The sequence below is a fragment of the Rhodococcus sp. HNM0563 genome (assembly GCF_012726195.1).
In the GTDB taxonomy this organism is placed as follows: domain Bacteria; phylum Actinomycetota; class Actinomycetes; order Mycobacteriales; family Mycobacteriaceae; genus Rhodococcus.
In genome coordinates this window covers 152102-174573 of sequence record NZ_JAASAF010000009.1, presented here as the reverse complement: position 1 = coordinate 174573, position 22472 = coordinate 152102, and the positions used below count along the sequence as shown (strand labels likewise).

The 22472-nt window shown below is 65.0% G+C and carries 26 protein-coding genes and 4 tRNA genes; 25 read left to right on the top strand and 5 right to left on the bottom strand.

All coding sequences use genetic code 11. From position 1 onward, the window contains the following. The first annotated feature begins 25 nt into the window (after nucleotides 1–25). Nucleotides 26–310, top strand: a complete 285-nt coding sequence (locus HCA61_RS20380) for a DUF4193 domain-containing protein (RefSeq protein ID WP_169690015.1) — start codon at nucleotides 26–28, stop codon at nucleotides 308–310. Between the two features lie 75 nt (nucleotides 311–385). Here HCA61_RS20380 and HCA61_RS20375 read toward each other — a convergent pair whose 3' ends face one another. Beyond that, nucleotides 386–1279, bottom strand: a complete 894-nt coding sequence (locus tag HCA61_RS20375) for a 1,4-dihydroxy-2-naphthoyl-CoA synthase (protein ID WP_169690014.1) — start codon at nucleotides 1277–1279, stop codon at nucleotides 386–388. Between the two features lie 62 nt (nucleotides 1280–1341). On the opposite strand from HCA61_RS20375, the gene HCA61_RS20370 reads away from it, so the two are divergent. From HCA61_RS20370 to HCA61_RS20360, 3 genes are all read left to right on the top strand, one after another. Next, nucleotides 1342–1980, top strand: coding sequence for a PaaI family thioesterase (locus HCA61_RS20370; RefSeq protein ID WP_169690013.1), 639 nt, complete (start codon nucleotides 1342–1344; stop codon nucleotides 1978–1980). Beyond that, nucleotides 1977–2984, top strand: a complete 1008-nt coding sequence (locus tag HCA61_RS20365; RefSeq protein ID WP_346777614.1) for an o-succinylbenzoate synthase — start codon at nucleotides 1977–1979, stop codon at nucleotides 2982–2984. The genes HCA61_RS20370 and HCA61_RS20365 overlap by 4 nt, the downstream gene beginning before the upstream one ends. An 83-nt stretch (nucleotides 2985–3067) precedes the next feature. Further along, nucleotides 3068–3508, top strand: a complete 441-nt coding sequence (locus HCA61_RS20360) for a hypothetical protein (RefSeq protein ID WP_169690127.1) — start codon at nucleotides 3068–3070, stop codon at nucleotides 3506–3508. Nucleotides 3509–3925: 417 nt separating this feature from the next. Here the strand turns inward: HCA61_RS20360 and HCA61_RS20355 are convergent, their stop codons facing one another. Both HCA61_RS20355 and HCA61_RS20350 read right to left on the bottom strand, forming a co-directional pair. Further along, the gene (locus tag HCA61_RS20355) at nucleotides 3926–5017 is read right to left on the bottom strand and encodes a VanZ family protein (protein WP_169690012.1); all 1092 of its coding nucleotides are present in this window, start codon (nucleotides 5015–5017) and stop codon (nucleotides 3926–3928) included. A 58-nt stretch (nucleotides 5018–5075) separates the two neighbouring features. Then, nucleotides 5076–5666 carry a flavin reductase family protein gene (locus HCA61_RS20350; RefSeq protein WP_169690011.1) on the bottom strand — a complete coding sequence of 197 codons (591 nt, stop codon included), beginning with the start codon at nucleotides 5664–5666 and terminating at the stop codon, nucleotides 5076–5078. A gap of 95 nt (nucleotides 5667–5761) precedes the next feature. On the opposite strand from HCA61_RS20350, the gene menD reads away from it, so the two are divergent. From menD to HCA61_RS20330, 4 genes are all read left to right on the top strand, one after another. Then, nucleotides 5762–7381, top strand: coding sequence for a 2-succinyl-5-enolpyruvyl-6-hydroxy-3-cyclohexene-1-carboxylic-acid synthase (gene menD / locus HCA61_RS20345; RefSeq protein ID WP_169690010.1), 1620 nt, complete (start codon nucleotides 5762–5764; stop codon nucleotides 7379–7381). Between the two features lie 50 nt (nucleotides 7382–7431). Continuing rightward, on the top strand, nucleotides 7432–7863 hold the full coding sequence (locus tag HCA61_RS20340; RefSeq protein WP_169690009.1) for a DUF3592 domain-containing protein: 432 nt from the start codon (nucleotides 7432–7434) through the stop codon (nucleotides 7861–7863). A gap of 92 nt (nucleotides 7864–7955) precedes the next feature. Beyond that, on the top strand, nucleotides 7956–9098 hold the full coding sequence (locus HCA61_RS20335) for a glycosyltransferase family 1 protein (RefSeq protein WP_169690008.1): 1143 nt from the start codon (nucleotides 7956–7958) through the stop codon (nucleotides 9096–9098). Nucleotides 9099–9173: 75 nt separating this feature from the next. Continuing rightward, complete coding sequence (locus HCA61_RS20330; protein ID WP_169690007.1) at nucleotides 9174–9872, top strand: demethylmenaquinone methyltransferase; 699 nt, start codon at nucleotides 9174–9176, stop codon at nucleotides 9870–9872. Nucleotides 9873–9916: 44 nt separating this feature from the next. Here HCA61_RS20330 and HCA61_RS20325 read toward each other — a convergent pair whose 3' ends face one another. After that, nucleotides 9917–11140 carry a geranylgeranyl reductase family protein gene (locus tag HCA61_RS20325; protein WP_169690006.1) on the bottom strand — a complete coding sequence of 408 codons (1224 nt, stop codon included), beginning with the start codon at nucleotides 11138–11140 and terminating at the stop codon, nucleotides 9917–9919. A gap of 144 nt (nucleotides 11141–11284) precedes the next feature. Between HCA61_RS20325 and HCA61_RS20320 the strand changes: the two genes are divergently transcribed. Both HCA61_RS20320 and htpX read left to right on the top strand, forming a co-directional pair. Continuing rightward, nucleotides 11285–12334, top strand: coding sequence for a polyprenyl synthetase family protein (locus HCA61_RS20320; protein ID WP_169690005.1), 1050 nt, complete (start codon nucleotides 11285–11287; stop codon nucleotides 12332–12334). A gap of 118 nt (nucleotides 12335–12452) precedes the next feature. Then, nucleotides 12453–13316 (top strand): zinc metalloprotease HtpX, encoded by an 864-nt coding sequence (gene htpX / locus HCA61_RS20315; RefSeq protein ID WP_169690004.1) that lies wholly within the window; start codon nucleotides 12453–12455, stop codon nucleotides 13314–13316. A gap of 94 nt (nucleotides 13317–13410) precedes the next feature. Here htpX and HCA61_RS20310 read toward each other — a convergent pair whose 3' ends face one another. Continuing rightward, on the bottom strand, nucleotides 13411–13902 hold the full coding sequence (locus tag HCA61_RS20310; protein ID WP_169690003.1) for a YajQ family cyclic di-GMP-binding protein: 492 nt from the start codon (nucleotides 13900–13902) through the stop codon (nucleotides 13411–13413). A gap of 151 nt (nucleotides 13903–14053) precedes the next feature. Here HCA61_RS20310 and HCA61_RS20305 point away from each other — a divergent pair. The 15 genes from HCA61_RS20305 to HCA61_RS20235 all read left to right on the top strand — a co-directional run bounded on the left by HCA61_RS20305 (nucleotide 14054) and on the right by HCA61_RS20235 (nucleotide 22470). Beyond that, nucleotides 14054–14136, top strand: a tRNA-Tyr gene (locus HCA61_RS20305). Between the two features lie 267 nt (nucleotides 14137–14403). Continuing rightward, nucleotides 14404–14476 (top strand) — tRNA-Thr (locus HCA61_RS20300). 44 nt (nucleotides 14477–14520) lie between these two features. Beyond that, nucleotides 14521–14593, top strand: a tRNA-Met gene (locus tag HCA61_RS20295). A gap of 61 nt (nucleotides 14594–14654) precedes the next feature. Next, nucleotides 14655–14822, top strand: coding sequence for a 50S ribosomal protein L33 (rpmG, locus tag HCA61_RS20290; protein ID WP_031937658.1), 168 nt, complete (start codon nucleotides 14655–14657; stop codon nucleotides 14820–14822). 87 nt (nucleotides 14823–14909) lie between these two features. Further along, on the top strand, nucleotides 14910–15482 hold the full coding sequence (hadA, locus tag HCA61_RS20285) for a (3R)-hydroxyacyl-ACP dehydratase subunit HadA (protein ID WP_169690002.1): 573 nt from the start codon (nucleotides 14910–14912) through the stop codon (nucleotides 15480–15482). Then, a complete protein-coding gene (gene hadB, locus HCA61_RS20280; protein WP_169690001.1) occupies nucleotides 15469–15894 on the top strand; it encodes a (3R)-hydroxyacyl-ACP dehydratase subunit HadB in 426 nt (141 codons plus the stop codon). Before hadA ends, hadB begins: the two co-directional genes overlap by 14 nt. Nucleotides 15895–16072: 178 nt before the next feature. Next, nucleotides 16073–16145 (top strand) — tRNA-Trp (locus HCA61_RS20275). A 33-nt stretch (nucleotides 16146–16178) separates the two neighbouring features. After that, the gene (gene secE / locus HCA61_RS20270; RefSeq protein WP_169690000.1) at nucleotides 16179–16604 is read left to right on the top strand and encodes a preprotein translocase subunit SecE; all 426 of its coding nucleotides are present in this window, start codon (nucleotides 16179–16181) and stop codon (nucleotides 16602–16604) included. 48 nt (nucleotides 16605–16652) lie between these two features. Beyond that, nucleotides 16653–17453: a transcription termination/antitermination protein NusG gene (nusG, locus tag HCA61_RS20265; RefSeq protein ID WP_169689999.1), complete on the top strand. Its 801-nt coding sequence runs from the start codon at nucleotides 16653–16655 to the stop codon at nucleotides 17451–17453. A gap of 79 nt (nucleotides 17454–17532) precedes the next feature. Then, entirely contained in the window at nucleotides 17533–17967 is a 435-nt protein-coding gene (gene rplK, locus HCA61_RS20260; protein WP_068156194.1) for a 50S ribosomal protein L11, read from the top strand. Nucleotides 17968–18077: 110 nt separating this feature from the next. Further along, nucleotides 18078–18791, top strand: coding sequence for a 50S ribosomal protein L1 (rplA, locus tag HCA61_RS20255; protein WP_169689998.1), 714 nt, complete (start codon nucleotides 18078–18080; stop codon nucleotides 18789–18791). A gap of 418 nt (nucleotides 18792–19209) precedes the next feature. Then, entirely contained in the window at nucleotides 19210–19737 is a 528-nt protein-coding gene (gene rplJ, locus HCA61_RS20250) for a 50S ribosomal protein L10 (protein WP_169689997.1), read from the top strand. A 126-nt stretch (nucleotides 19738–19863) separates the two neighbouring features. Beyond that, nucleotides 19864–20250 (top strand): 50S ribosomal protein L7/L12, encoded by a 387-nt coding sequence (gene rplL, locus HCA61_RS20245; protein ID WP_169689996.1) that lies wholly within the window; start codon nucleotides 19864–19866, stop codon nucleotides 20248–20250. 336 nt (nucleotides 20251–20586) lie between these two features. Then, nucleotides 20587–21666 carry an ABC transporter ATP-binding protein gene (locus HCA61_RS20240; RefSeq protein ID WP_247273073.1) on the top strand — a complete coding sequence of 360 codons (1080 nt, stop codon included), beginning with the start codon at nucleotides 20587–20589 and terminating at the stop codon, nucleotides 21664–21666. Nucleotides 21667–21678: 12 nt separating this feature from the next. Continuing rightward, nucleotides 21679–22470, top strand: a complete 792-nt coding sequence (locus HCA61_RS20235; RefSeq protein WP_169689994.1) for an ABC transporter permease — start codon at nucleotides 21679–21681, stop codon at nucleotides 22468–22470. Nucleotides 22471–22472 lie beyond the last annotated feature (2 nt).

Below are 22472 nucleotides of genomic sequence, written 5' to 3'. Positions count from 1 at the left end.
GCCCCGCACGGACCAGGAGACCACGATGAGCACCGACTACGACGTCCGACGCACCAACGATCTTGCAGGCACCGGTACTGCGATCGACGAACTCGACCTGAAGCAGACGGGACTCGCCGACGCCGACGAAGCCGAGGTCATCGAATCGCCGGATCTGCCCGGAGCGGATCTGTCGGGCGAGGAACTCAGCGTGAATGTCGTGCCGATCCAGGAGGACGAGTTCACCTGCTATCGATGCTTCCTCGTTCATCACCACAGCCGGAAGGCGTCGTCGCCGACAGAGGATCCCTACTGTCTCGACTGCGCCTGACCTGCCCGCATCGCTGAATGCCGCGGACCCTGAACGCCGCGGCCGGGCCGAGTGATCCTCGGCCCGATCGGCGTGTCAGTAATACCGCGGGTAGGGGGACCAGTCGGGGTCACGCTTTTCGAGGAAGGCGTCGCGGCCCTCGACTGCCTCGTCGGTCATGTACGCAAGGCGGGTTGCTTCACCGGCGAACAATTGCTGACCGACCAGGCCGTCGTCCTGCAGATTGAACGCGTACTTGAGCATCCGCTGTGCCTGCGGCGACTTGCCGTTGATCTTGTCGGCCCACTCGAGCGCGACATCTTCGAGTTCGTCGTGGGCGACGACACGGTTCACCGCGCCCATGTGGTGCATATCGTCGGCGGTGTAGGTGTCGCCGAGGAAGAAGATCTCCCGGGCGAACTTCTGTCCGACCATCTTCGCGAGGTACGCGCTGCCGTAGCCACCGTCGAAGCTGCCCACGTCGGCGTCGGTCTGCTTGAACCGGGCGTGCTCCCGCGACGCGAGAGTCAGGTCGCATGTCACGTGCAGGCTGTGCCCGCCGCCCGCGGCCCAGCCGTTGACGAGCGCGATCACGACCTTCGGCATGAACCGGATCAGCCGTTGCACCTCCAGGATGTGCAGGCGACCCGCGCGAGCCTTGTCGACTGTCTCGGCGGTCTCCCCGCTGGCGTACTGGTAGCCGCTGCGTCCGCGAATGCGCTGGTCGCCGCCCGAGCAGAACGCCCAGCCGCCGTCCTTGCTGCTCGGGCCGTTGCCGGTCAGGAGTACCACCCCCACATCGGAGGTCGTCCGTGCGTGGTCGAGCACGGTATACAGCTCGTCGACGGTGTGCGGGCGGAATGCGTTGCGCACCTCGGGCCGATCGAACGCGACACGGACGGTGCCCTGCGTGACATGACGGTGATAGGTGATGTCGGTGAGGTTCTCGAACCCCGCAACGGGGCGCCACAGTTCAGGATTGAAGGTCACGTCGTCACTTTAAGGCCGGGTAGTGCCGATGTGCGCGCGTCGGGCGGATAACGTGCAGGATCATGAGCGAGCAGAACACTCGAGGCGGCGACGACGCATACGAGCATCACGGCGGCTTCCCCGTCTACGAACCGGTGAAAGCGGGACCGAACTTCGGTCGCTTCGTCGACGCGTTCCGCCGGTTGCAGGACCTCGCGGTTTCCACACACGCACCCGATGACGTCGTGGACCAGGCCATCGCGCAAGCGGAGGCTCTCGGGGATCTGCTCGAGTCCTACCAGGTCCGGGAAGGAAGGTCTCCGGCCGGATTCAACGTCGATCTCCCGGGACGCGGCAGTCTGCTGCTCCCGCCGTGGACGATCGAGCAGTTCGATGCCGGCGGTGTACGCGAACGAGGCCACTTCCGCCGCTACCACCTCGGGGGTAACGGCGCTGTGCACGGCGGCACCATCCCGTTGCTCTTCGACGACCTGTTCGGGATGGTGATCCACGCATCCGGGCGACCCATCGCCCGCACCGGTTATCTCCATGTCAACTACCGAAAGATCACGCCGTTGTGGGACGAACTCGTGGTCGAGGGTCGCGTGGACAGCGTCGACGGACGAAAGGCGTTCTGCAGCGCCGAGCTCCGCAACCTGGACGGCACTGTGCTCGCCGACTCCGAGGCGCTGATGATCGAATTGCTTCCGGGACAGCCGTGACACCGTCCGGGACCGAGGCGATCCCACCACTGGATGAGGTGCTGGCCGCCGCGGTGGTCGTGTCGCTCCCGATGCGGGTTCGGTTCCGGGGCATCACCGCGCGGGAGGTCGTCCTCCTCGAGGGCCCGGCAGGGTGGGGAGAATTCGGACCGTTCCCCGAGTACGACGATGTCGAGTCCGCCGAATGGCTCCGTTCCGCGCTCGAATCGGCATGGCTCGACGACCCCGCGCCCCTGCGAGCACACGTTCCCGTCAACGCCACGGTGCCTGCCGTCGATCCCGAGCAGGTCCCCGGCATATTGGCGAGGTTTCCCGGTGCGCGTACGGCGAAGGTGAAGGTTGCCGAACGCGGCCAGGATCTCGCACAGGATCTCGCCCGGGTCCGTGCTGTGCGCGAATTGGTTCCCCACGTGCGGGTCGACGCGAACGGCGGGTGGAGTGTCGACGACGCAGTGACGGCCTTGACCCAGATGGCTGCCCAGGTCCCTCTCGAATACGCAGAACAACCCTGCGCGACGGTGCCTGAACTCGTCGAACTCCGTCTCAGGTTGGAGCGCAGCATTCCGGGGGGGATCCGGATCGCGGCCGACGAGAGCATTCGGCGGGCCGACGACCCCATGCGTGTGGTTCGGGCAGGTGGTGCGGACGTCGCGATCGTCAAGGTTGCTCCGCTCGGCGGCATCCGCCGGGTGCTGGAACTGGCCGGTGAGCTCGCCGACTGCGGAGTGCCGATCGTCGTATCGAGCGCCCTCGACTCGGCCGTAGGAATGGGAGCCGGACTCGCGGCAGCCGCGGCACTGCCGGACCTCCCGTTCGCGTGCGGCCTCGGTACCGGCGGCTTCTTCACGGCGGACGTGGCGACTCCCCGCGCCATGTCGAACGGCACACTGCCGGTCGGTAGGGTTGCGCCGAGCCGGTCCGGACTCGACGCCGTGCGCGTCGATGCGGAGCGGGAGCGATGGTGGCTCGATCGAGTGCGCAGATGCCACGCCCTGCTCGAGTGACTGCGGAATATGCGCGGTGTGCGTCGTCGTATATCGTTCGGGCGTCCCAACAGTCACATTCTTCACAAAACGGAGGCATGGAAGTGGTTGCAGCTCTCGGTGATGCCCTGCTCGGCGCCGATAAACTCCCGGCGGTCCAGAGCGACGTCCTCGCACTCATCGACGCTGAGGTGTCGGACAAGAAGGGCGCGTCGGGCCTCGCACTCAAGGGTGGATACGCCGCGGTGAAGAAGGTCGGTCCGTCGATCGTGCCGGGTGCCGTCGAAGGTCTCCTGCCCGACTTCGTCGAGCGGCTCCAGCCGTTCTGGGCGGACTTCGCAGGCAACGGTTCGTTTGCCGACTACCTCACCGCGCGCGGTGACGAGGTCGCAAACGCGCTGCTGGGCGTGACCGACGACAAGATCGCGGGTAGCGACAAGGCCGCCGTCAAGAAGGTCTACGACTCGCTCCGCGGTTCGGCGCAGAAGCACGTCGTCGAGGCTCTGCCGCGTCTGGGTGACCTCATCCAGAAGCACGCTGCGTAGGCCTGGACTTTCGTCGACGGTGCCGCTGCGGCTTCGGCTGCGGCGGCACCGTCGTCTTCCGGGCTTCGTCCGGCTGTTTCAGTGCAACCTGACGATGCCAGTGCAACCTGACCGCACTATCTTCGGCGCAAGCCCGGTCGTTCACGGCCGGGATAGCCGATCCCTCGAACAGTGTGTGTCGGTGGTCGCTTGTACGGTGCGGGCGTGCAACTCAGATACCGCGGGTGGTGTTCAACGATGCACTGCGCGCCCGGCAGGACGCGTACGCAGCGGGAGTGAGGGTCTCGGACACCGCCGTGCAGAAACGGGTGGTCACCGAGGCGACGAAGACTCCGCAGCGGGTGTGGCTTTCCGAGGTGGCGTGTGGCGCTGCGGTAGGAATCCCGGTCGTTCACGCCCGGGAGGACGTCAAGATCGTCATCTGTCGGCCACGCGCACATCGGGGCTTCGGGTTCGGCTGTCGGACAAGTCCTGGCGCGCAAGGACACCCGGAAGACCACGTCCGTTCCGTGTGCTCAGCGCGGTCACCAGAGCCACGAACGCGAAGACCGGAGCGAGGCCACTGTAGGAACCGGGGAGTATCGCGAGTATCCCGTATCCGCCGATTCCGCCTGCGAAACGAGCGAGGCGTGTCAGCGCAGTCGGAAGCGAACCACCCGTGTAGCGGAGCCGTACCGCATGATCGCCGAGTGTCCGACCGGTGAGCATCGTCAGGACAAACCACATGGTGATCGACACCGCGGTCGAAAGCACCTCGGCGACCCGCCCCTCGACGACCGTCGCGCGGTCTTGGGCCACGTAGAGGATGTAGGCCTGGACTGCAGTCCCCAGGACGGCAGTCACCACCCAGTAACCGACCAGGTCGCACACCATTGCGAGCAGACGCCGCGGTTTGGTCACCGGCCGCGGTAGTCCGGGTGCATCGTTTTCGGGCGCACCGCGGAGCCTGCGAGGTACCAGCAGTGCCACCATCGAGCCCGCGATTGCGCCGACGGTGTTGGTGAGCAGGTCGTCGACGTCGAAGACACGGTAGGCGCACGGATAAAGGCCCCACACGCCGGTCAGTTGGGTGAATTCGATGAACGCCGACAGGCCGAGCCCTACAGCACCCGCGGTGACCACTCCACGTCCGCCGAGCGTGCGCAAGAAGAAGCCGAGGGGGACGAACAACAGGACGTTGAGAGCCAGCTGCATGAACGCGGTGTCTGCCAGTAGTGCGACGGGCCCTCCTGCGGCGTCCGACCATGCATTGTCGATATCACGGGTGAACGCGAACAGATCTGTGTTGACGTCCGCGCACTGAAGCGTCGCGGGGTCGGGCAGCGGCAGCAGAGTGTAGGTCCAGATTCCCCAGCCGTAGGTCAGGGCGGCGGCCCAGGTGAGGGCCCGGCCGATCGGGAAGGAGCCGTGCCGACGGTAACTCGCTGCAACGAAAGGCACGAGCATGACTGTGCCCGCTACGAAGCCGAGGAATATCGCGCTGGCGCCGAGCCTCAGCTGTTCATCCATATCGAGAGTGTGCCGTCAGTAGGTCAGCACCCGCGGAAATTCCTGAGGGCTCGGCGAGTCAACTCGTCGGTCGGTCGATGCTCCGAACGGCCGGCGTGAGCCCCCACTCGATCCGTCCGAGCCGACTCGCAGGCGCCAGCAGCGCGAAGTCCGGCGCATCGTCATCGGCGAGCACGTCCTGGCGCACGGTCATCGCGACAACGTCGCCCATGACGACGAACGAGTCGCCGACCTCGATCACCCGATGCAGCGTGCATTCGATCGAGGCGGGCGACTGCGCGACCCGTGGCGGGCGTACCCGTTCGCTCGGCTCCGCGTCGAGACCGACCGCCGCGAACTCGTCGACGTCATGCGCAAACGGTGCAGACGATGCGTTCACCTGGTCCATCAGCGGCACCGACGCGACGTTGATGACGAACTCGCCCGTCTCCTCGATGTTCCGCAAACTGTCCTTCCTTCCCACCGACGTGAACTGAACGACAGGAGGGGAGGTACTCGTCACGGTGAAGAAGCTGTACGGGGCCACGTTCGCGACGCCGTCCGCGGACGCCGTCGACACCCATGCGATCGGGCGGGGCACGATTGTGGCGGTGAGCAGGCGGTAGAACCGTCCGGCACTGAGGTCGGAGGGGTCGAAGACGGTGCGCATCACACCATTGTCGGCCGGATGACTCGGGATGCCCCTGCGGGGCCCGGCTCGGGTTGCGACCGGGTGCTCGGCGGGCCCGCACTACCCTGGTCGTCGTGAACCCGTCCACCGCCCAGGCCACCGCTGTCGTCGACGAACTTGCTCGGGGCGGTGTCCGGGACGTCGTGTTGTGCCCCGGTTCTCGCAACGCGCCGCTCGCGTTCGCTCTCCAGGCCGCCGACAACGCGGGCCGCCTGCGATTGCACATGCGCATCGACGAGCGGACCGCGGGTTTTCTTGCGCTCGGTCTGTCGCTCGCGTCCGGACGGCCGGTGCCCGTCGTCATGACTTCCGGCACCGCCGTCGCGAACCTGGGGCCCGCGGTCCTCGAGGCGAACTACGCGCGCATCCCGCTGGTGGTGCTCTCGGCCAACCGGCCTTACGAGATGCTCGGGTCGGGTGCGAATCAGACCGTCGAGCAGCTCGGATTGTTCGGTAGCCAGGTCCGCGCCACCATCAGCCTCGGACTCGCAGAGGGAATCGGCCAGAACAGCCAATGGCGTTCGGCGGTGAGCCGTGTCCTTGCCGCCGCTCGCGGAACCAGGTCCGGCAACGCAGGTCCCGTGCACTTCGATATCCCGCTGCGCGAACCGCTGGTACCGGATGCGGGCCCACAAGGTGCCGTGCCCGAGGGACGGCCCGACGGCCAGGCCTGGACCACGACGGTGCACGCAACCCTCGATGTGCCGGTGGAGATCGACATCACGGCCGACACCGTCGTGGTGTCGGGGCACGGCTCGGCGTTCCGGCCCGAACTTGCAGGGCTCCCGACTGTCGCCGAGCCCACCGCACCGTTGCACGGGCTTCCCCTTCATCCCCTTGCCCTCACCCAGATCGCGCCGAAGCAGGCCATCATCACGGGTAGGCCCACCCTGCATCGGCCGGTGTCGCGTCTGCTCGCCGACCCGAACGTGGCCGTCTACGCCCTGACGACAGGCCCACGCTGGCCCGACGTCTCCGGGAACGTCCTCGCGACGGGAACCCGCGCAGTGATCTCGGGTTCGCCGGACGACGCGTGGCTGGAGCGATGCCGTCAATTGTCCGCAGACACCGACAAGGCGGTGCGGACCCAACTCGACGCCCACCCGGAGGCCACCGGTCTGCATGTCGCGGCGGTGGTGACCGATTCGCTGCGGGAGGGTGACCAGTTGTTGTTCGGGGCCTCCAACCCGGTGCGCGATGCGGCACTCGTGAGCTATCCGAAACCGGGCGTGAAGGTGCTGTCCAACCGCGGAGTCGCAGGCATCGACGGGACGGTGTCGACAGCGGTAGGCGCAGCCCTCGCCTACGACGAGGGACGAACCATCGCGTTGATGGGCGACCTCACCTTCCTGCACGACGCTTCAGGTCTGCTGGTCGGTACACCGGAACCTCGACCTCGCGACCTGACGATCGTCGTGGCCAACGACGACGGCGGTGGCATCTTCGAACTCCTCGAGCAGGGGGATCCCCAGTACGCGGGTGTCTTCGAGCGTGTATTCGGGACTCCTCACGGAATGGATCTGGCAGCGCTCTGCGCGGCGTATCGCGTTCCGCACAGCCGGGTCGATCTTCACGGACTCGCGATTGCGCTCACCCACGTCAGCCCGCCCGCCGGTGGCATCCGGGTCATCGAAGTCACGACCGACCGCGCCGGATTGCGCGATCTTCACGCCGCGGTGCGGTCGCAACTGTGATGACGGAGTCAGGCGTTCGAAGCGGGCGCACAGCGGGTGCAACCAGCACGGTGCCAGCGGTGGCGCGCGCCCGGCGAGTTGTTCTCGCCATCGCCATCGGCATTTCCGCACTGTCGGTGATCCTGGTACTCGGGGCGTGGCGCAACGATCACACGATCCGATCCGACATGGGCACCGCATCGGCCGAGGTGTTGTCGGCGGGATCACTCCGGTCTGCGGTGAGCTTCGTCACTCCCGATGGGGTGACGCACAACCCGGAGCTGGGTGTGCTCTATCCCACAGGGCTCACCACCGGGCAGCGCATCGCAGTCGAATATGCGCGCAGTGATCCCGATCTCGTCCGGGTCACCGGCCGGGATGCGCGGATCGCGATCGTGCCGGCAGGGTCGGTGATGGTCGTCACCTGGGTGATCGCCGGTGGGCTTCTCGTGTACCTGCGAAGGTTCTCCCGGACCGAGCCGGAGCCGTCGCCCCTCGCGTGAGGCGACGCCCGGTACGAAACGTTCGCTTCGTCTTCGTCGGCCGGTCAACTCCCGCGCACCTCGTCGACCGGCGCATCGTTCATGGTGGCGTGGTGCGAGTAGCCATCGTCGCGGAATCCTTCCTCCCGAACGTCAACGGCGTGACCAACTCGGTACTGCGGGTACTCGAGCATCTCGATCGCGGGGGTCACGACGCGATCATCGTGGCGCCGGACACCGTTGCGGGTCTTGATCCCGCGCCGACCGAGCATCTCGGTGTCCCCGTGCGCCGAGTCCCCGCGGTACGCGTGCCGAAGATCAGTTCGCTGCCGGTCGGGGTGCCTCAGCTCGACATGGTTGCCACGTTGCGCGCGTTCGATCCCCAGGTGATTCACCTCGCGTCGCCGTTCGTCCTCGGAGCAGGCGGACTCGCAGTGGCGAAGAGGCTGCTCGTGCCGACCGTTGCGATCTATCAAACCGATGTCGCAGGATTCGCGGAAAGCTACGGACTCGGAGTCGCGGCGCGGGTCTCATGGCGGTGGACGCGTCGACTCCACAGTGGATGTGACCGGACTCTCGCTCCGTCGTCGTCTGCGGTCGACGCGCTCGTCGCTCACGGCGTTCCTCGCGTCCATCGGTGGGGGCGAGGCGTCGACATCGACAGGTTCGCGCCGTCGAAGAGAGACGACACACTTCGCGCGCAGTGGTCACCGGACGGGCGTCCGATCCTCGGGTTCGTCGGTCGTCTTGCGCCGGAGAAGCACGTCGAGCGACTCGTCGACGTCGCGCAGGGAGGTGCGTTCCGGCTCGTGGTGGTGGGGGACGGTTCCGAGCGCGCTCGGCTCGAAGCTCTGATGCCGGAGGCCGTGTTCACCGGGCAACTCGATGGCGACGATCTGGCACGGGCGTACGCGAGCCTCGATGTCTTCGTCCATCCGGGCGAGCACGAGACGTTCTGCCAGGCGGTGCAGGAGGCGCAGGCCAGCGGTCTGCCGACCGTTGTACCCGACGCGGGTGGCCCCAGGGATCTCGTCGCACACTGTCGCAACGGGTACCGGCTGCCCGCTGACCGGTTCGCCGAGCTCCTGCCGGGGGCGCTCAGTGCGCTTGCCGACGCGCAGCTGCGGTCGGAGTTCGGTCGTGCGGCCCGTCGCAGTGTGCTCGGCCGCACCTGGCCGGTGATCTGTGACCAACTCCTCGGGCATTACCGGGAGGTGCAGGGGGACACATCCCGCATGCTTCCGCGCACCGCGTAACCGTGGTCTCACAGCACCTCTATACGGGGTGGTGTCGCGGCAGGGCCCGCCCCACGGGAAGGTAACGTTTCGGCCGTGGCAAAAACTCACGGATCGCGCGCATTTCTCGACAAGGAGCCGCGCGAGGTCGCGTCCATGTTCGACGGGGTCGCCGAGCGTTACGACCTGACCAATACGGTGCTGACGTTCGGGCTGGACAGGCAGTGGCGTCGTGCCACCCGAGCAGCGCTGGATCTGGAACCGGGGGAGCGAGTGCTCGATCTCGCCGCCGGAACAGGTGTCTCGACGGTCGAACTCGGCCGCTCCGGCGCGTGGGTTGTCGCGACGGATTTTTCCAAGGGGATGCTCCACGCCGGTGAGTTCCGGAAGGTGCCCATGGTCGCCGGCGACGCGATGCGCCTCCCGTTCGCCGATGCCGTGTTCGACGCCGCCACGATCTCGTTCGGTCTGCGCAACGTCGCCGACATCGACGCGGCACTGCGGGAGATCGCGCGGGTGACCAAGCCGGGCGGTCGACTCGTCGTGTGCGAGTTCTCCACGCCCGTGCACGAGCCGTTGCGCTCGGTGTACATGGAAGTGGTCATGCAGGCGCTTCCAGGAGTGGCCCGGCTGGTGAGCAGCAATCCCGACGCGTACGTCTATCTTGCGGAATCGATTCGTGCGTGGCCCGCGCAGAAAGAGCTCGCCGAGCGCATCGAGGCCGCCGGCTGGAGCAACGTGCGGTGGCGCAACCTCACCGGCGGCATCACCGTGCTGCATCACGCCGTGCGGTAACGCCGCGTCTCAGATGAGCCCCGCGTCTCGGACGAGCCGATCGCTCAGGAGAAAAGGGGCTGTCGATCCCATCTCATCGAGACCCGCCCGCTGGTCCGCCACACACGGGCGACCAGGTCGTGGTCCTCGTCGGTGACGAGATTTCCCATCACCCGCACGGCCACCGTCATCAAGGTGCGTGAGCGCATTCCCACGGGCCCGGTCGAGGGCAGGAACTTAGGCCGTGTGAGCAGTCCGGCGAGTCGCCGAGCTGTGGAAAACGCCCTGCCGTAGTGCTCCCGTAATAATGCCGGCCACGTCTCGGTGAGGTCGTCGCTGTCGAGAAGATCAGCTATCAGCCGTCCGCCTTCGAGTCCGTAATCGATACCTTCGCCGTTGAGCGGATTCACGCAGGCCGCGGCATCCCCGATCAGAGCCCAGTTGCGCCCGGCGACACCGGAGACCGCCCCACCCATCGGGAGCAGGGCCGATGCGACGCGATTCACCTCGCCGAGTTTCCATTCGGAACGACGCTTCGACGCGTACAGCTCGATCAACGGACGAAGCGACCCGTTCGCGGGGCGCGCGGCGGTCGCCAGAGTTCCTACTCCGAGGTTCACCTCACCGGTTCCCAGCGGGAACACCCATCCGTATCCGGCCTGCAGCGTCCCCGAGTCGTCCCGAAGTTCGAGATGTGACGTGATCCACGGATCGTCGCTGCGAGGCGAGGTCGCGTAGGCACGGGCCGCGACGCCGTAGACCGTGTCGCGATGCCACTGCCTGCCGAGTACTTTGCCGAGCGGGGAGCGGACACCATCGGCGACGACGAGACGTCGGCACGCGACCGTGCGAGGGCCGTCGGCCGTGCGGAAGACCACAGCGGTCACCCGATCACCGTCGCGCACCACGTCGACCGCTTTCGCGCCCTCGGCCATCTGTGCACCTGCCTGCACCGCGGTGCGGCGGAGTCGATCGTCGAGTTCGGTGCGAGGGACGGCACTGCCCGATGACGGGAACGCCCCAGACGGCCACGGAAGTTCGAAGCTGCCTCCGAATCCCTCCAGCCGCAGTCCGCGGTTGACGGTGCGTGTGCGCACCCACTCGCCCAGTCCGAGCCGATCGAGCTCTGCGACCGCCCGCGGAGTCAGTCCGTCGCCGCAGGTCTTGTCGCGGGGGAACATGGCCGAGTCGACCAGAAGCACCTCGCGTCCGGATCGCGCAGCCCAGGCTGCGGCGGATGACCCTGCTGGACCAGCGCCGATGACGAGTACGTCGGTACTGTCGGGCATGTAGAACACGGATCGGCGCGGTTCTCCCGCGGAATTCTCGGCCACCACGCGTCCATCTTCTCAGGCGCGGATCTGCGCCTCGACGAGGTGGCCGACGAAACGAGCGGCTAGGTTCACTACCGTGGAGCCGAGCCGACAGACAGGATGGGTACTTCTGTGAGCACTGAGGGGACGGCGCCGGCCGCCGGCACGGTGTCGAACACCATGGTCGCAGGTGTGGAACTCGGCGACCCGGTCCTGGCCGAGAACGTGCGGGGCGGGTTGGCCGCGGTCGAGACGTTGATGGTCGAAGAACTGTCCGACGGTGAAGACTTCCTGACCGAAGCTGCGCTGCATCTCGCGAAAGCCGGAGGGAAGCGGTTCCGGCCGCTGTTCGCGGTGCTCACGGGGCAGTTGGGACCCAAGCCGAACGACCCGTCGATCGTGACGGCCGCGACCGTGGTGGAGCTTGTCCATCTCGCCACGCTCTATCACGACGACGTGATGGACGAAGCGACTGTCCGGCGCGGAGCGCCCAGTGCGAACATGCGATGGGGCAACAGCGTGGCAATCCTGGCCGGCGACTATCTGTTCGCCCATGCGTCCCGGCTCACCTCCACACTCGGACCGTCCGCGGTGGAGGTCATCGCGAAGACGTTCGCCGAGTTGGTCACCGGTCAGATGCGCGAAACCATCGGTGCGAGCGAGCAGAAGGACCCGGTCGAGCACTATCTGCGGGTGGTGTGGGAGAAGACCGGATCGTTGATCGCCGCTGCCGGCCGGTTCGGAGGCACGTTCTCGGGTGCCGACGACGAGCAGATCGAGCGCCTCGAGCGCCTCGGTGACGCGGTGGGCGTCGCATTCCAGATCGTCGACGACATCATCGACATCGCGTCGGATACCACGGACTCGGGCAAGACGCCCGGCACCGACCTACGCGAGGGTGTCCACACCCTGCCTGTGCTGTATGCGTTGAAGGACGAGGGACCTGATGCCGATCGTCTCCGAGAACTTCTCGTCGGTCCCCTCGAGGACGAGGCGTTGATTGCGGAAGCGCTCGAACTGCTCGGGCGGTCGCCGGGGATGGATGCCGCCAAGAAGACCTTGCAGACCTACGTCGATCAGGCGCACGCGGAGCTCGATGCGCTACCGCAGGGACCTGCCAACGAGGCACTTCGTCGCCTGGTCGATTTCACGGTCGCTCGCGTCGGGTAGTCACTGGGAACCTCTCGGTTCGCTCGTCCGTTGCACGGGCAGGTAGATGGACAGATGTCGCCGGGTCGGGCAGCGCAAACGCTGTCCGACAGGAGCGATCTTCGGGGAGAGGCGTGACGTGCACGGAAATGCCAACCGCCTGAAGACGGCGGGGCTGCTGATCGGGATGTCCGCGCTGATCGTGTTCATCGGTGCGCTGTTCCAGAACACGACCATCCTGGTGATCTCGGTTGTGATGGCCGTCGGTATGAACGCCTACGCGTACTTCAACAGCGACAAGCTCGCGCTGCGGGCGATGCACGCTCAGCCGATCACCGAGGTACAGGCACCGCAGATCTACCGCATCGTGCGCGAACTCGCGACGACCGCGCACCAGCCCATGCCGCGGCTGTACATCAGTCCGACCAACGCACCGAACGCGTTCGCGACCGGACGGAACCCCCGAAATGCCGCGGTGTGCTGTACATCGGGCATCTTGCAGATTCTCGACGAACGCGAACTCCGCGCGGTACTCGGTCACGAGCTGTCGCATGTGTACAACCGCGACATCTTGATCTCGTCGGTCGCGGGTGCGATGGCCGCGGTGATCTCGGGGCTGGCCAACTTCGCGTTCTTCGCGAGTGCGTTCGGCGGCAACCGTGGGGGCGGTGCGAACCCCCTCGCGCTGCTGCTGGTGTCGCTGCTGGGCCCGATCGCGGCCACCGTCGTCAAACTCGCCGTCTCGCGTTCACGCGAGTATCAGGCCGACCAATCGGGGGCCGAGCTCACCGGCGACCCGCTGGCACTGGCCTCGGCCCTGCGCAAGCTCGAACGCGGCACCCAGGCCGCACCGCTGCCACCGGAACCCAAACTGGCGGCCCAGTCGCACATGATGATTGCGAACCCGTTCAGGGCCGGCGAGAAGATGGGTCGGCTGTTCTCGACTCACCCGCCCATGGCCGACCGGATCGCGCGGCTCGAACGCATGGCGGGCCCGCTCTGAGTCTGCGGACACAGGGCGGGTGCCCTCATCGAGCTCACAGAAGGCACCCGCGCGTCCGGTGTGGGGACGGAATGTGATCGGTCCGCGGACGTTCTCAGCGGTAGTTGACGAACTGCAGTGCGATATCGAGATCTGCGTTCTTCAGCAGTGAGATCACCGACTGGAGGTCGTCGCGCTTCTTGCTGCTCACTCGCAGCTCGTCGCCTTGGATCTGGGCCTTGACGCCTTTCGGGCCTTCGTCACGGATCAGTTTGGAGATCTTCTTCGCGTTCTCCTGGGAGATGCCCTCCACGAGCGAACCGGTGAGTTTGTAGGTCTTTCCGGACTGGGCCGGTTCACCTGCGTCGAAGGCCTTGAGAGAGAGATCGCGCCGGATCAGTTTCTCCTTGAACACATCGAGTGCTGCGAGGACGCGGTCTTCCGTGTCGGCGGTGATCGTGATGGACTCCTCGCCTGCCCATGCGATGGAGGCACCGGTGTTGCGGAAGTCGAAGCGGTTCGCGATCTCCTTCGCTGCCTGGTTGAGGGCGTTGTCCACCTCCTGGCGATCGACCTTGCTCACCACATCGAACGACGAATCAGCCACGTTGAGAATCTCCACTTCGGATCGGTCGGTAGGGGTCTTGTACAGCCGACGTTATCGCTTCGCCCAACCCCGTAACCACCCGGTTTGCAATCGAGGGGGGTCTGCGTTGTATTCTTCCAAACGCATCGAGGAGCAATCCCCGATCGCACCCGGCAGATTGCCCGAGCGGCCAATGGGAGCGGACTGTAAATCCGTCGGCGTATGCCTACGTAGGTTCGAATCCTACATCTGCCACACAGAACAACCCCGGTTCCTCGAACCGGGGTTGTTCTGCATCTGCAGGTGCTGCGTTCACGGCACTGCTGCGGGTGATGGGCTCAGGGCTATCGGCAGGTGGTCGTCGACGGACGTGTTCGTCCGGGTCGTTCGCCCTGCGGACACCGGTAGCGCGTTCGTGGCCCGGAGGACGTTTATGTGCACCGACCTGCCGATTTTGTACTCACGGCGAGTGTGTGTAATCTTTTGGAGGCCGCAGGGAGCAGAGATGCTCACGGTGGCCGCGCCCCCTTAGCTCAGTCGGCAGAGCGTTTCCATGGTAAGGAAAAGGTCGACGGTTCGATTCCGTCAGGGGGCTCGCTGGATTGGAGTGGCGCCAATATATGCGACACTCGACACCGAGGCGGTGTAGCTCAGTTGGTAGAGCAAACGACTCATAATCGTTGCGTCGCCGGTTCAAGTCCGGTCACCGCTACCGAAGTAGAACGAACCACCCTGATCCGAAGCGATCAGATTTACGCGAAAGAAGGCATCCCGTGGCCTCCTCCACCGACGTTCGGCCGAAGATCACCCTGGCCTGCGAGGTGTGCAAGCACCGCAATTACATCACGAAGAAGAACCGTCGTAACGATCCCGACCGCCTCGAGCTGAAGAAGTTCTGCCCGAACTGCGGCACCCATCAGGCGCATCGCGAGTCGAAGTAGTCTGTTCGGGATCGACGTCGACGCGTGAGCTCTCCGCAGTGCCGCCCACGCCGTTAGGCGTTGAGCGGAATTGCGGAGGTTTTGCGTATGACTGGCACCATCATGAATGAGCAACCCGTGGACGTGACCGAACGGGCCGGGATCCCGTTCGATGCTGCGGCTCATGCCGCGTCCATGGTCGGGCACCATTACCGTGTCGACGACTTCTACGAAGTCGGCCGCGAGAAGGTTCGTGAATACGCCCGCGCCGTGCTCGATACTCACCCCGCGCATCACGACGAAGAAGCTGCGAAAGGCCTCGGATACGACGGTCTGATCGCGCCGCTGACCTTCGTGTCGATCATCGGGATCATCGCCCAGCGCAAGCTGTTCGAGGAGATCGTCACCGGATACGACCTCAGCCAGATCATGCAGACCGATCAGCGGTTGGTCTTCCACCGCCCGATCCAGGTCGGCGATCGACTGTTCTGCGACGTGTACCTCGACGACTTCCGTCAGGTGGCAGGCAGCGACATCATCACCACGAAGAACGTCATCACCGACCAGTACGACAATCTCGTGCTCACCACGTGGACCACGCTTGTCGGCCGCACGGGCGGTGAGGTCGACGCGAACATCGCGGAGGCTGTCAAGGATGTGATGATGCATGACGCTCCGTAGCTTCGATGACGTGACGGCGGGCGAGGAACTTCCTTCGCGTGTCGTGACGCTCACGCGTGGAAACCTGGTCAATTACGCCGGTGTCTCGGGTGATCCCAACCCGATCCACTGGAGCGACAAGGTTGCCGAACTTGCCGGTTTGCGCAACGTCGTCGGACACGGCATGCTCTCCATGGGCATCGCCGCCGGCTTCGTAACCGACTGGCTCGGCGATCCGGGTGCCGTGAACGAATACAACGTTCGTTTCACGAGCCCGGTGTTCGTGGAGGCCGATCAGGCCGCCGCAATCGAGTTCTCCGGCAAGGTCAAGTCGGTGGACCCGGTCAGCAAGACAGCAGTGGTCGCGATCGTGGCGAAGTCCGAAGGGCGTAAGATCTTCGGGCGAGCCACTGCAACGGTCCGCCTGGCCTGACGGCCTTGCGGATTGGGTAGTCCCGGGGCAATGCAGTACACTAGGGCTTCTGGGATCGCATAGCGCAGCGCGCTGCTCTTCGGTACTTGGATGTACCGGTGGGGTGGCGCGCGTGTCATGTGGTCGCAGATCGGCCGATCTGTGAGGTGTCGAGGTTTCGACGCTGATGGTCGGCCAAAGGGGCGTAGCTCAATTGGCAGAGCAGCGGTCTCCAAAACCGCAGGTTGCAGGTTCAAGTCCTGTCGCCCCTGCACCCGGACTGCCCAGCGATCGAGAGGAACGATGTGAGCGAGGAGCGCGGTAGGCGCGACGGCGGCACCGGAGGGTTTGCACCCGGTGACGCTGGAACGGAAACCGGCGCAACCCCCGACGCTTCCTCCTCGGTCCCGCGTCCGAGTGGTAAGCGCGCAGTTCGCCGTTCCGGCGCCGCGCAGACATCGGTTTCTACCGACGTAGAGGGCTCACGCGCCCGCCGGTCCGTTGCCGAATCGGCCGACCGGCCCGCTGCGCAGAAGTCCGAGAACATCTTCAAGCGCCTGCGTCGATTCTTCCGCGAGGTCATCGCGGAACTTCGCAAGGTGATCTGGCCGAATCGCAAACAGCTGACGACCTACACGCTCGTCGTCATTGCGTTCGTGACCGTCATGACTGCGTTCATCTTCGGATTGGACCTGGCGTTCGCCCAGGGCGTCAACTGGTTGTTCGGCTAGCGCGTACGCGCGCCGGCAAATTGTGATCGACGAGAGGAAAGTGCCCCGGTGAGCACCCCCGAGAACGACTCCTACGAGCCCTCGGCCGACGAGCGCGTTTCGGACGAGGTCGTTGTCGACGAGCGCGTTTCGGACGAGATCGCTGTCGACCAGGCGGTCGTCGACGACCCCGAGACCGATGAGTCGGTGGAGGCGGACGCTCCGGTCGCCGCCGAGACCGCCGACGATGTCGATCCCGCGGCAGCGCTCGAGAAGCAGCTGCGCCTCGAGCCGGGCGACTGGTATGTCATCCACTCGTACGCCGGCTACGAGAACAAGGTGAAGACGAACCTCGAGACCCGAGTGCTGAACCTCGACCTGAGCGAGTACATCTTCCAGGTCGAGGTGCCCACCGAAGAGGTCACCGAGATCAAGAACGGTCAGAAGAAGCAGGTCAACCGCAAGGTGCTGCCCGGCTACATCCTGGTGCGTATGGAGCTGAACGACGAATCGTGGGGCGCCGTGCGCAACACGCCCGGCGTCACCGGCTTCGTCGGTGCGACGTCTCGGCCGTCGCCGCTGACGATCAAGGAGGTCGTGAAGTTCCTCCTTCCGCAGCAGGAGAAGAAGAAGCCCGCCGCAGGCGCACCTGCTGCAGGCGAGCAGGCGCCCGCAGCAGCAGGCAAGCCCGCGATCGAGGTCGACTTCGAGGTCGGTGAGTCGGTCACCGTCATGGACGGTCCGTTCGCGACATTGCCCGCGTCGATCAGCGAGGTCAACGCCGAGCAGCAGAAGCTCAAGGTCCTGGTGTCGATCTTCGGTCGCGAGACTCCCGTGGAGTTGTCTTTCACGCAGGTCTCGAAGCTCTGATCAGCTGATCGTCTCGACACACGAAAACTTGCAGTAGGAATACGCAAGAACCACACCGAGCAAGAAACTAGGAATAGAGATGCCCCCCAAGAAGAAGAAGATCGCCGGGCTCATCAAGCTCCAGATCCAGGCCGGCCAGGCCAACCCGGCTCCGCCGGTCGGTCCCGCGCTGGGTCAGCACGGCGTCAACATCATGGAGTTCTGCAAGGCCTACAACGCAGCGACCGAGTCGCAGCGCGGCAATGTGGTGCCCGTCGAGATCACGGTCTACGAAGACCGCACGTTCGACTTCAAGCTGAAGACTCCTCCTGCCGCCAAGCTGCTGCTCAAGGCTGCCGGTGTGCAGAAGGGCTCCGGCGAGCCGCACAAGACCAAGGTCGCCAAGGTGACCATGGACCAGGTGCGCGAGATCGCGAAGACCAAGCAGGAAGACCTCAACGCGAACGACGTCGAGGCCGCCGCGAAGATCATCGCGGGTACTGCACGCTCGATGGGTATCACCGTCGAGGGCTGACCCTGGCGGCGTCGACCGCCGAGTCGACTCAGCAAGCAAGCGTGGGAGGGCCGGCCAGGCCCGCACCACTCCCGAAACATTCACCCACCGGTGAGAAGTTAGGAACCAACATGGCAAAGCGCAGCAAGGCTTACCTCGCCGCCGCCGAGAAGATCAACCCGGACACGCTCTACAGCCCGCTCGATGCGGCGAAGCTGGTGCAGGAGACGTCGTCCAAGAACTACGACGCCACGGTCGAGGTCGCGATGCGCCTCGGTGTGGATCCGCGCAAGGCGGACCAGATGGTCCGCGGCACGGTGAACCTGCCGCACGGCACGGGCAAGACCGCTCGCGTCGTCGTCTTCGCTGTCGGTGAGAAGGCCGCAGAGGCCGAGGCCGCCGGCGCGGATGTTGTCGGTGCCGAAGATCTGATCGAGCGGATCCAGGGCGGGTGGACGGACTTCGACGCCGCCATCGCGACCCCGGACCAGATGGCCAAGGTCGGCCGCATCGCTCGTGTGCTCGGCCCGCGTGGTCTGATGCCGAACCCGAAGACCGGTACGGTCACCCCCGACGTCGCGAAGGCCGTCACGGACATCAAGGGCGGCAAGATCAACTTCCGGGTCGACAAGAACTCGAATCTGCATTTCGTGATCGGCAAGGCGTCGTTCGGCGAGACCAAGCTGGTCGAGAACTACGCTGCTGCTCTCGACGAGGTGCTTCGCGCGAAGCCGTCGAGCGCGAAGGGCCGCTACATCAAGAAGGTCACTGTCGCGACGTCCACCGGACCGGGCATCCCGGTGGATCCGGCGCGTACCCGTAACCTCCTCGAAGCTACCGAATAGGCTGCGGTAGCACCTTCGTACGTTCTGCGAACGCAACGAGCGGTCGGCACGGAGTTTCTCCGTGCCGACCGTTTGCATTCCGGCCCTGTCATCCGCTAGTCTTTACGACGTAGTTCGGCATTGTGCCGATCTTCACCCCGATCATGTTCTACCCAAGACCGTTGGTCACCTTTTCCGCGTGCGGAATCGGTTGAAGGTCCGGATTTGTCCGGCGGCCCACGCAGGAGGACGAGGTTAGGGAAGTGCGAGAGTATTTGCGTCGAGCCTTCGGGCCGGAGCCGAATTCCACCGCCTTCTCCTTTACGCCCCGTGTGCCCTGCGCCGGGGCGTTCGTCGTTTCTCGGCCCAACGCCTGTCGCAGGTGGGACGTCCCGTTCGGGACGCCGGGAAAACGACTGAAACTGAGAGGAGGCGAAGTATGGCAAAGCCCGAGAAGGTCTCCGCAGTTGAGGAGATCACCGAGCAGTTCAAGACCTCGACGGCCGCTGTGGTCACGGAATACCGTGGTCTGTCGGTGGGAAGTCTGACCGAGCTGCGTCGCGCGCTCGGAGAGGGTGCGACCTACTCCGTCGCCAAGAACACCCTGGTCAAGCGTGCCGCCGCTGAGGCGGGCGTCGAGGGTCTCGACGACCTGTTCGTCGGTCCGACCGCCATCGCGTTCGTCAAGGGCGAGCCGGTGGACGCTGCGAAGGCCATCAAGGCGTTCGCGAAGGACAACAAGGCACTCGTCATCAAGGGCGGGTACATGGACGGCGACGTGCTGTCCGTGGACCAGGTCAACAAGATCGCGGACCTCGAGTCTCGCGAGGTGCTGTTGGCCAAGCTCGCCGGCGCGATGAAGGGCAACTTGGCAAAGGCTGCAGGCCTGTTCAATGCTCCCGCTTCCCAGGTGGCTCGCCTTGCGGCCGCCCTGCAGGAGAAGAAGGCGGCAGAAGAAGCCGCCTGACGCTGATCCGCATCACCGCGAATCTGCATCACCGCGATAACAGATACATCCAGGCATGCCTCGGCATGCACCCTCCCAATCGGTCGCGGATCAGCGACATGGGACTTATCAGGAAGGACCGCCACCATGGCGAAGCTCACCACCGAAGAGCTGCTCGACGCGTTCAAGGAACTGACCCTGCTCGAGCTCTCGGAGTTCGTGAAGGCGTTCGAGGAGACCTTCGAGGTCACCGCTGCTGCTCCGGTTGCCGTCGCTGCCGCCGGTGCCCCGGCCGCTGCTGCTGAGGCCGAGTCCGAGCAGGACGAGTTCGACGTCATCCTCGAAGGTGCCGGCGAGAAGAAGATCCAGGTCATCAAGGTCGTGCGCGAGCTCGTCTCCGGCCTGGGCCTCAAGGAAGCCAAGGACCTCGTCGAGGGTGCTCCGAAGCCGATCCTCGAGAAGGTCGCCAAGGACGCTGCCGACGCTGCCAAGGCCAAGCTCGAAGAGGCCGGCGCCAAGGTTTCCGTCAAGTAAGACGGTTCACCACACACGCGCGGGATTTCCTGCGCGTAGTGGCGTGCACATCGAAGCCGCCCCCATGGATCTCGAATCCGTGGGGGCGGCTTTTTTCGTGCGTGCCGAATTTTCTCGTGTTTCGGAATCGCGCGTGTTGCGGCACATTGCGCGTGATTTCCGAATACCGTACCCACTGTGTATCTGTGCAGGTCATGGGATAAGTCTGCCTATGTAAGTGGTATTGATTTGCCAACTTACTCGCTAGTAGTATTCACTGTCACAGTTATCACTTCGATGCGATAGAGTGGCCCAACCCACAGGGGTGGATGGCGTCGAAACAGTGTGGAGGTAACCGTGGGTGTAGAGGTTTCTGTCGAGGGGTTGACCAAGTCCTTCGGCTCTCAGCGGATTTGGCAGGATGTATCGCTGACACTTCCTGCCGGTGAAGTCAGTGCCCTGCTCGGTCCGTCCGGTACGGGTAAATCGGTGTTCCTCAAGTCACTGATCGGTCTGTTGCGACCGGAGCAGGGTTCGATCGTCATCGACGGCACCGACATCCTGCAGTGCTCGAGCAAGGATCTGTACGAGATCCGGAAGCTGTTCGGGGTGCTGTTCCAGGACGGTGCTCTGTTCGGGTCGATGAACCTGTACGACAACGTGGCCTTCCCGCTGCGTGAGCACACCAAGAAGTCCGAGTCGGACATCCGCAAGATCGTGATGAGCAAGCTCGAACTCGTGGGTCTGCTCGGTGCGGAAGACAAGCTTCCCGGTGAGATCTCCGGCGGTATGCGCAAGCGCGCAGGCCTGGCCCGCGCGCTGGTGCTCGATCCGGAGATCATCCTGGTGGACGAGCCGGACTCGGGTCTCGATCCGGTGCGCACGACCTACATCTCGCAGACATTGATCGATATCAATGCGGAGATCGATGCCACGATTCTGATCGTGTCGCACAACATCAACCTGGCTCGTACGGTGCCGGACAACATCGGAATGTTGTTCCGCAGGCAGCTGGTGATGTTCGGTCCGCGCGAGGTGCTGCTCACATCCGATGAACCGGTGGTCAAGCAGTTCCTCAACGGCACGATGATCGGTCCGATCGGTATGTCCGAAGAGAAGGACGAAGCACAGATGGCGCACGAGCAGGCGCTCGTGGACGCCGGGCACCACGCAGGCGGTGTCGACGACGTGGAAGGCATCATTCCGCAGATGCAGGCGACGCCCGGTATGCCGGTGCGTCAGGCGGTGCACCGACGCCAGGATCGAGTGCGTCAGATCCTGCACACGCTCCCGCCGGCGGCCCAGGCCGCGATCGTGGAATCGCTCGAGGAAGAGAGCGCAGGGGCGGCCTACCCCGAGCATGACTACAGAGATGACGACACTCAGGTGATCCCCGCTTACTCATCCCAAGGGGTACGACCAGCCTCACGGCCTTAAGTAGGAGAATAGATGGGGGGAAGTACCTCGCTCGTGCGCCCTGTGCACGGCGCGCTCACCCAAGCCGGAAACATCTTCGAGCTCTTCGTCGACGTCGTTCGCAACACCTTCCGGCGACCGTTCCAGTTCCGGGAATTCATCGAACAGGCCTGGTTCATCGCCAGCGTCACGATCCTCCCCACCGCGTTGGTGGCGATCCCGTTCGGTGCTGTCGTGTCGCTGCAGACCGGATCGCTGATCAAGCAACTCGGCGCGGAGTCGTTCACCGGCGCCGCCAGTGTCCTCGCGGTGATCCAGCAGGGCAGCCCGATCGTGACGGCATTGCTGATCGCGGGTGCGGCAGGTTCCGCGGTCACCGCAGACCTCGGATCACGAACCATCCGTGAAGAGATCGACGCGATGAAGGTGCTGGGCATCGACCCGATCCAGCGACTGGTGGTTCCGCGCGTGCTCGCGATGGTGCTGGTGGCGCTGCTCCTCAACGGACTGGTTTCGGTCGTCGGTATCGCGGGCGGGTACTTCTTCAACGTCATCCTCCAGGACGGAACTCCGGGGGCGTACCTCGCGTCGTTCTCCGCTCTGGCGCAGCTTCCCGATCTCTACGTGGCGGAACTCAAAGCTGCGATCTTCGGCATCATCGCCGGTGTCGTCGCGTCGTACAAGGGGCTGAATCCGGGTCCCGGCCCGAAGGGCGTGGGCGAGGCGGTGAACCAGACCGTCGTCATCACGTTCCTGTTGCTGTTCTTTGCAAATCTGATCCTGACGATGGTGTATCTGCAGGTCGTTCCGGCGAAGGGGTCGTGAAG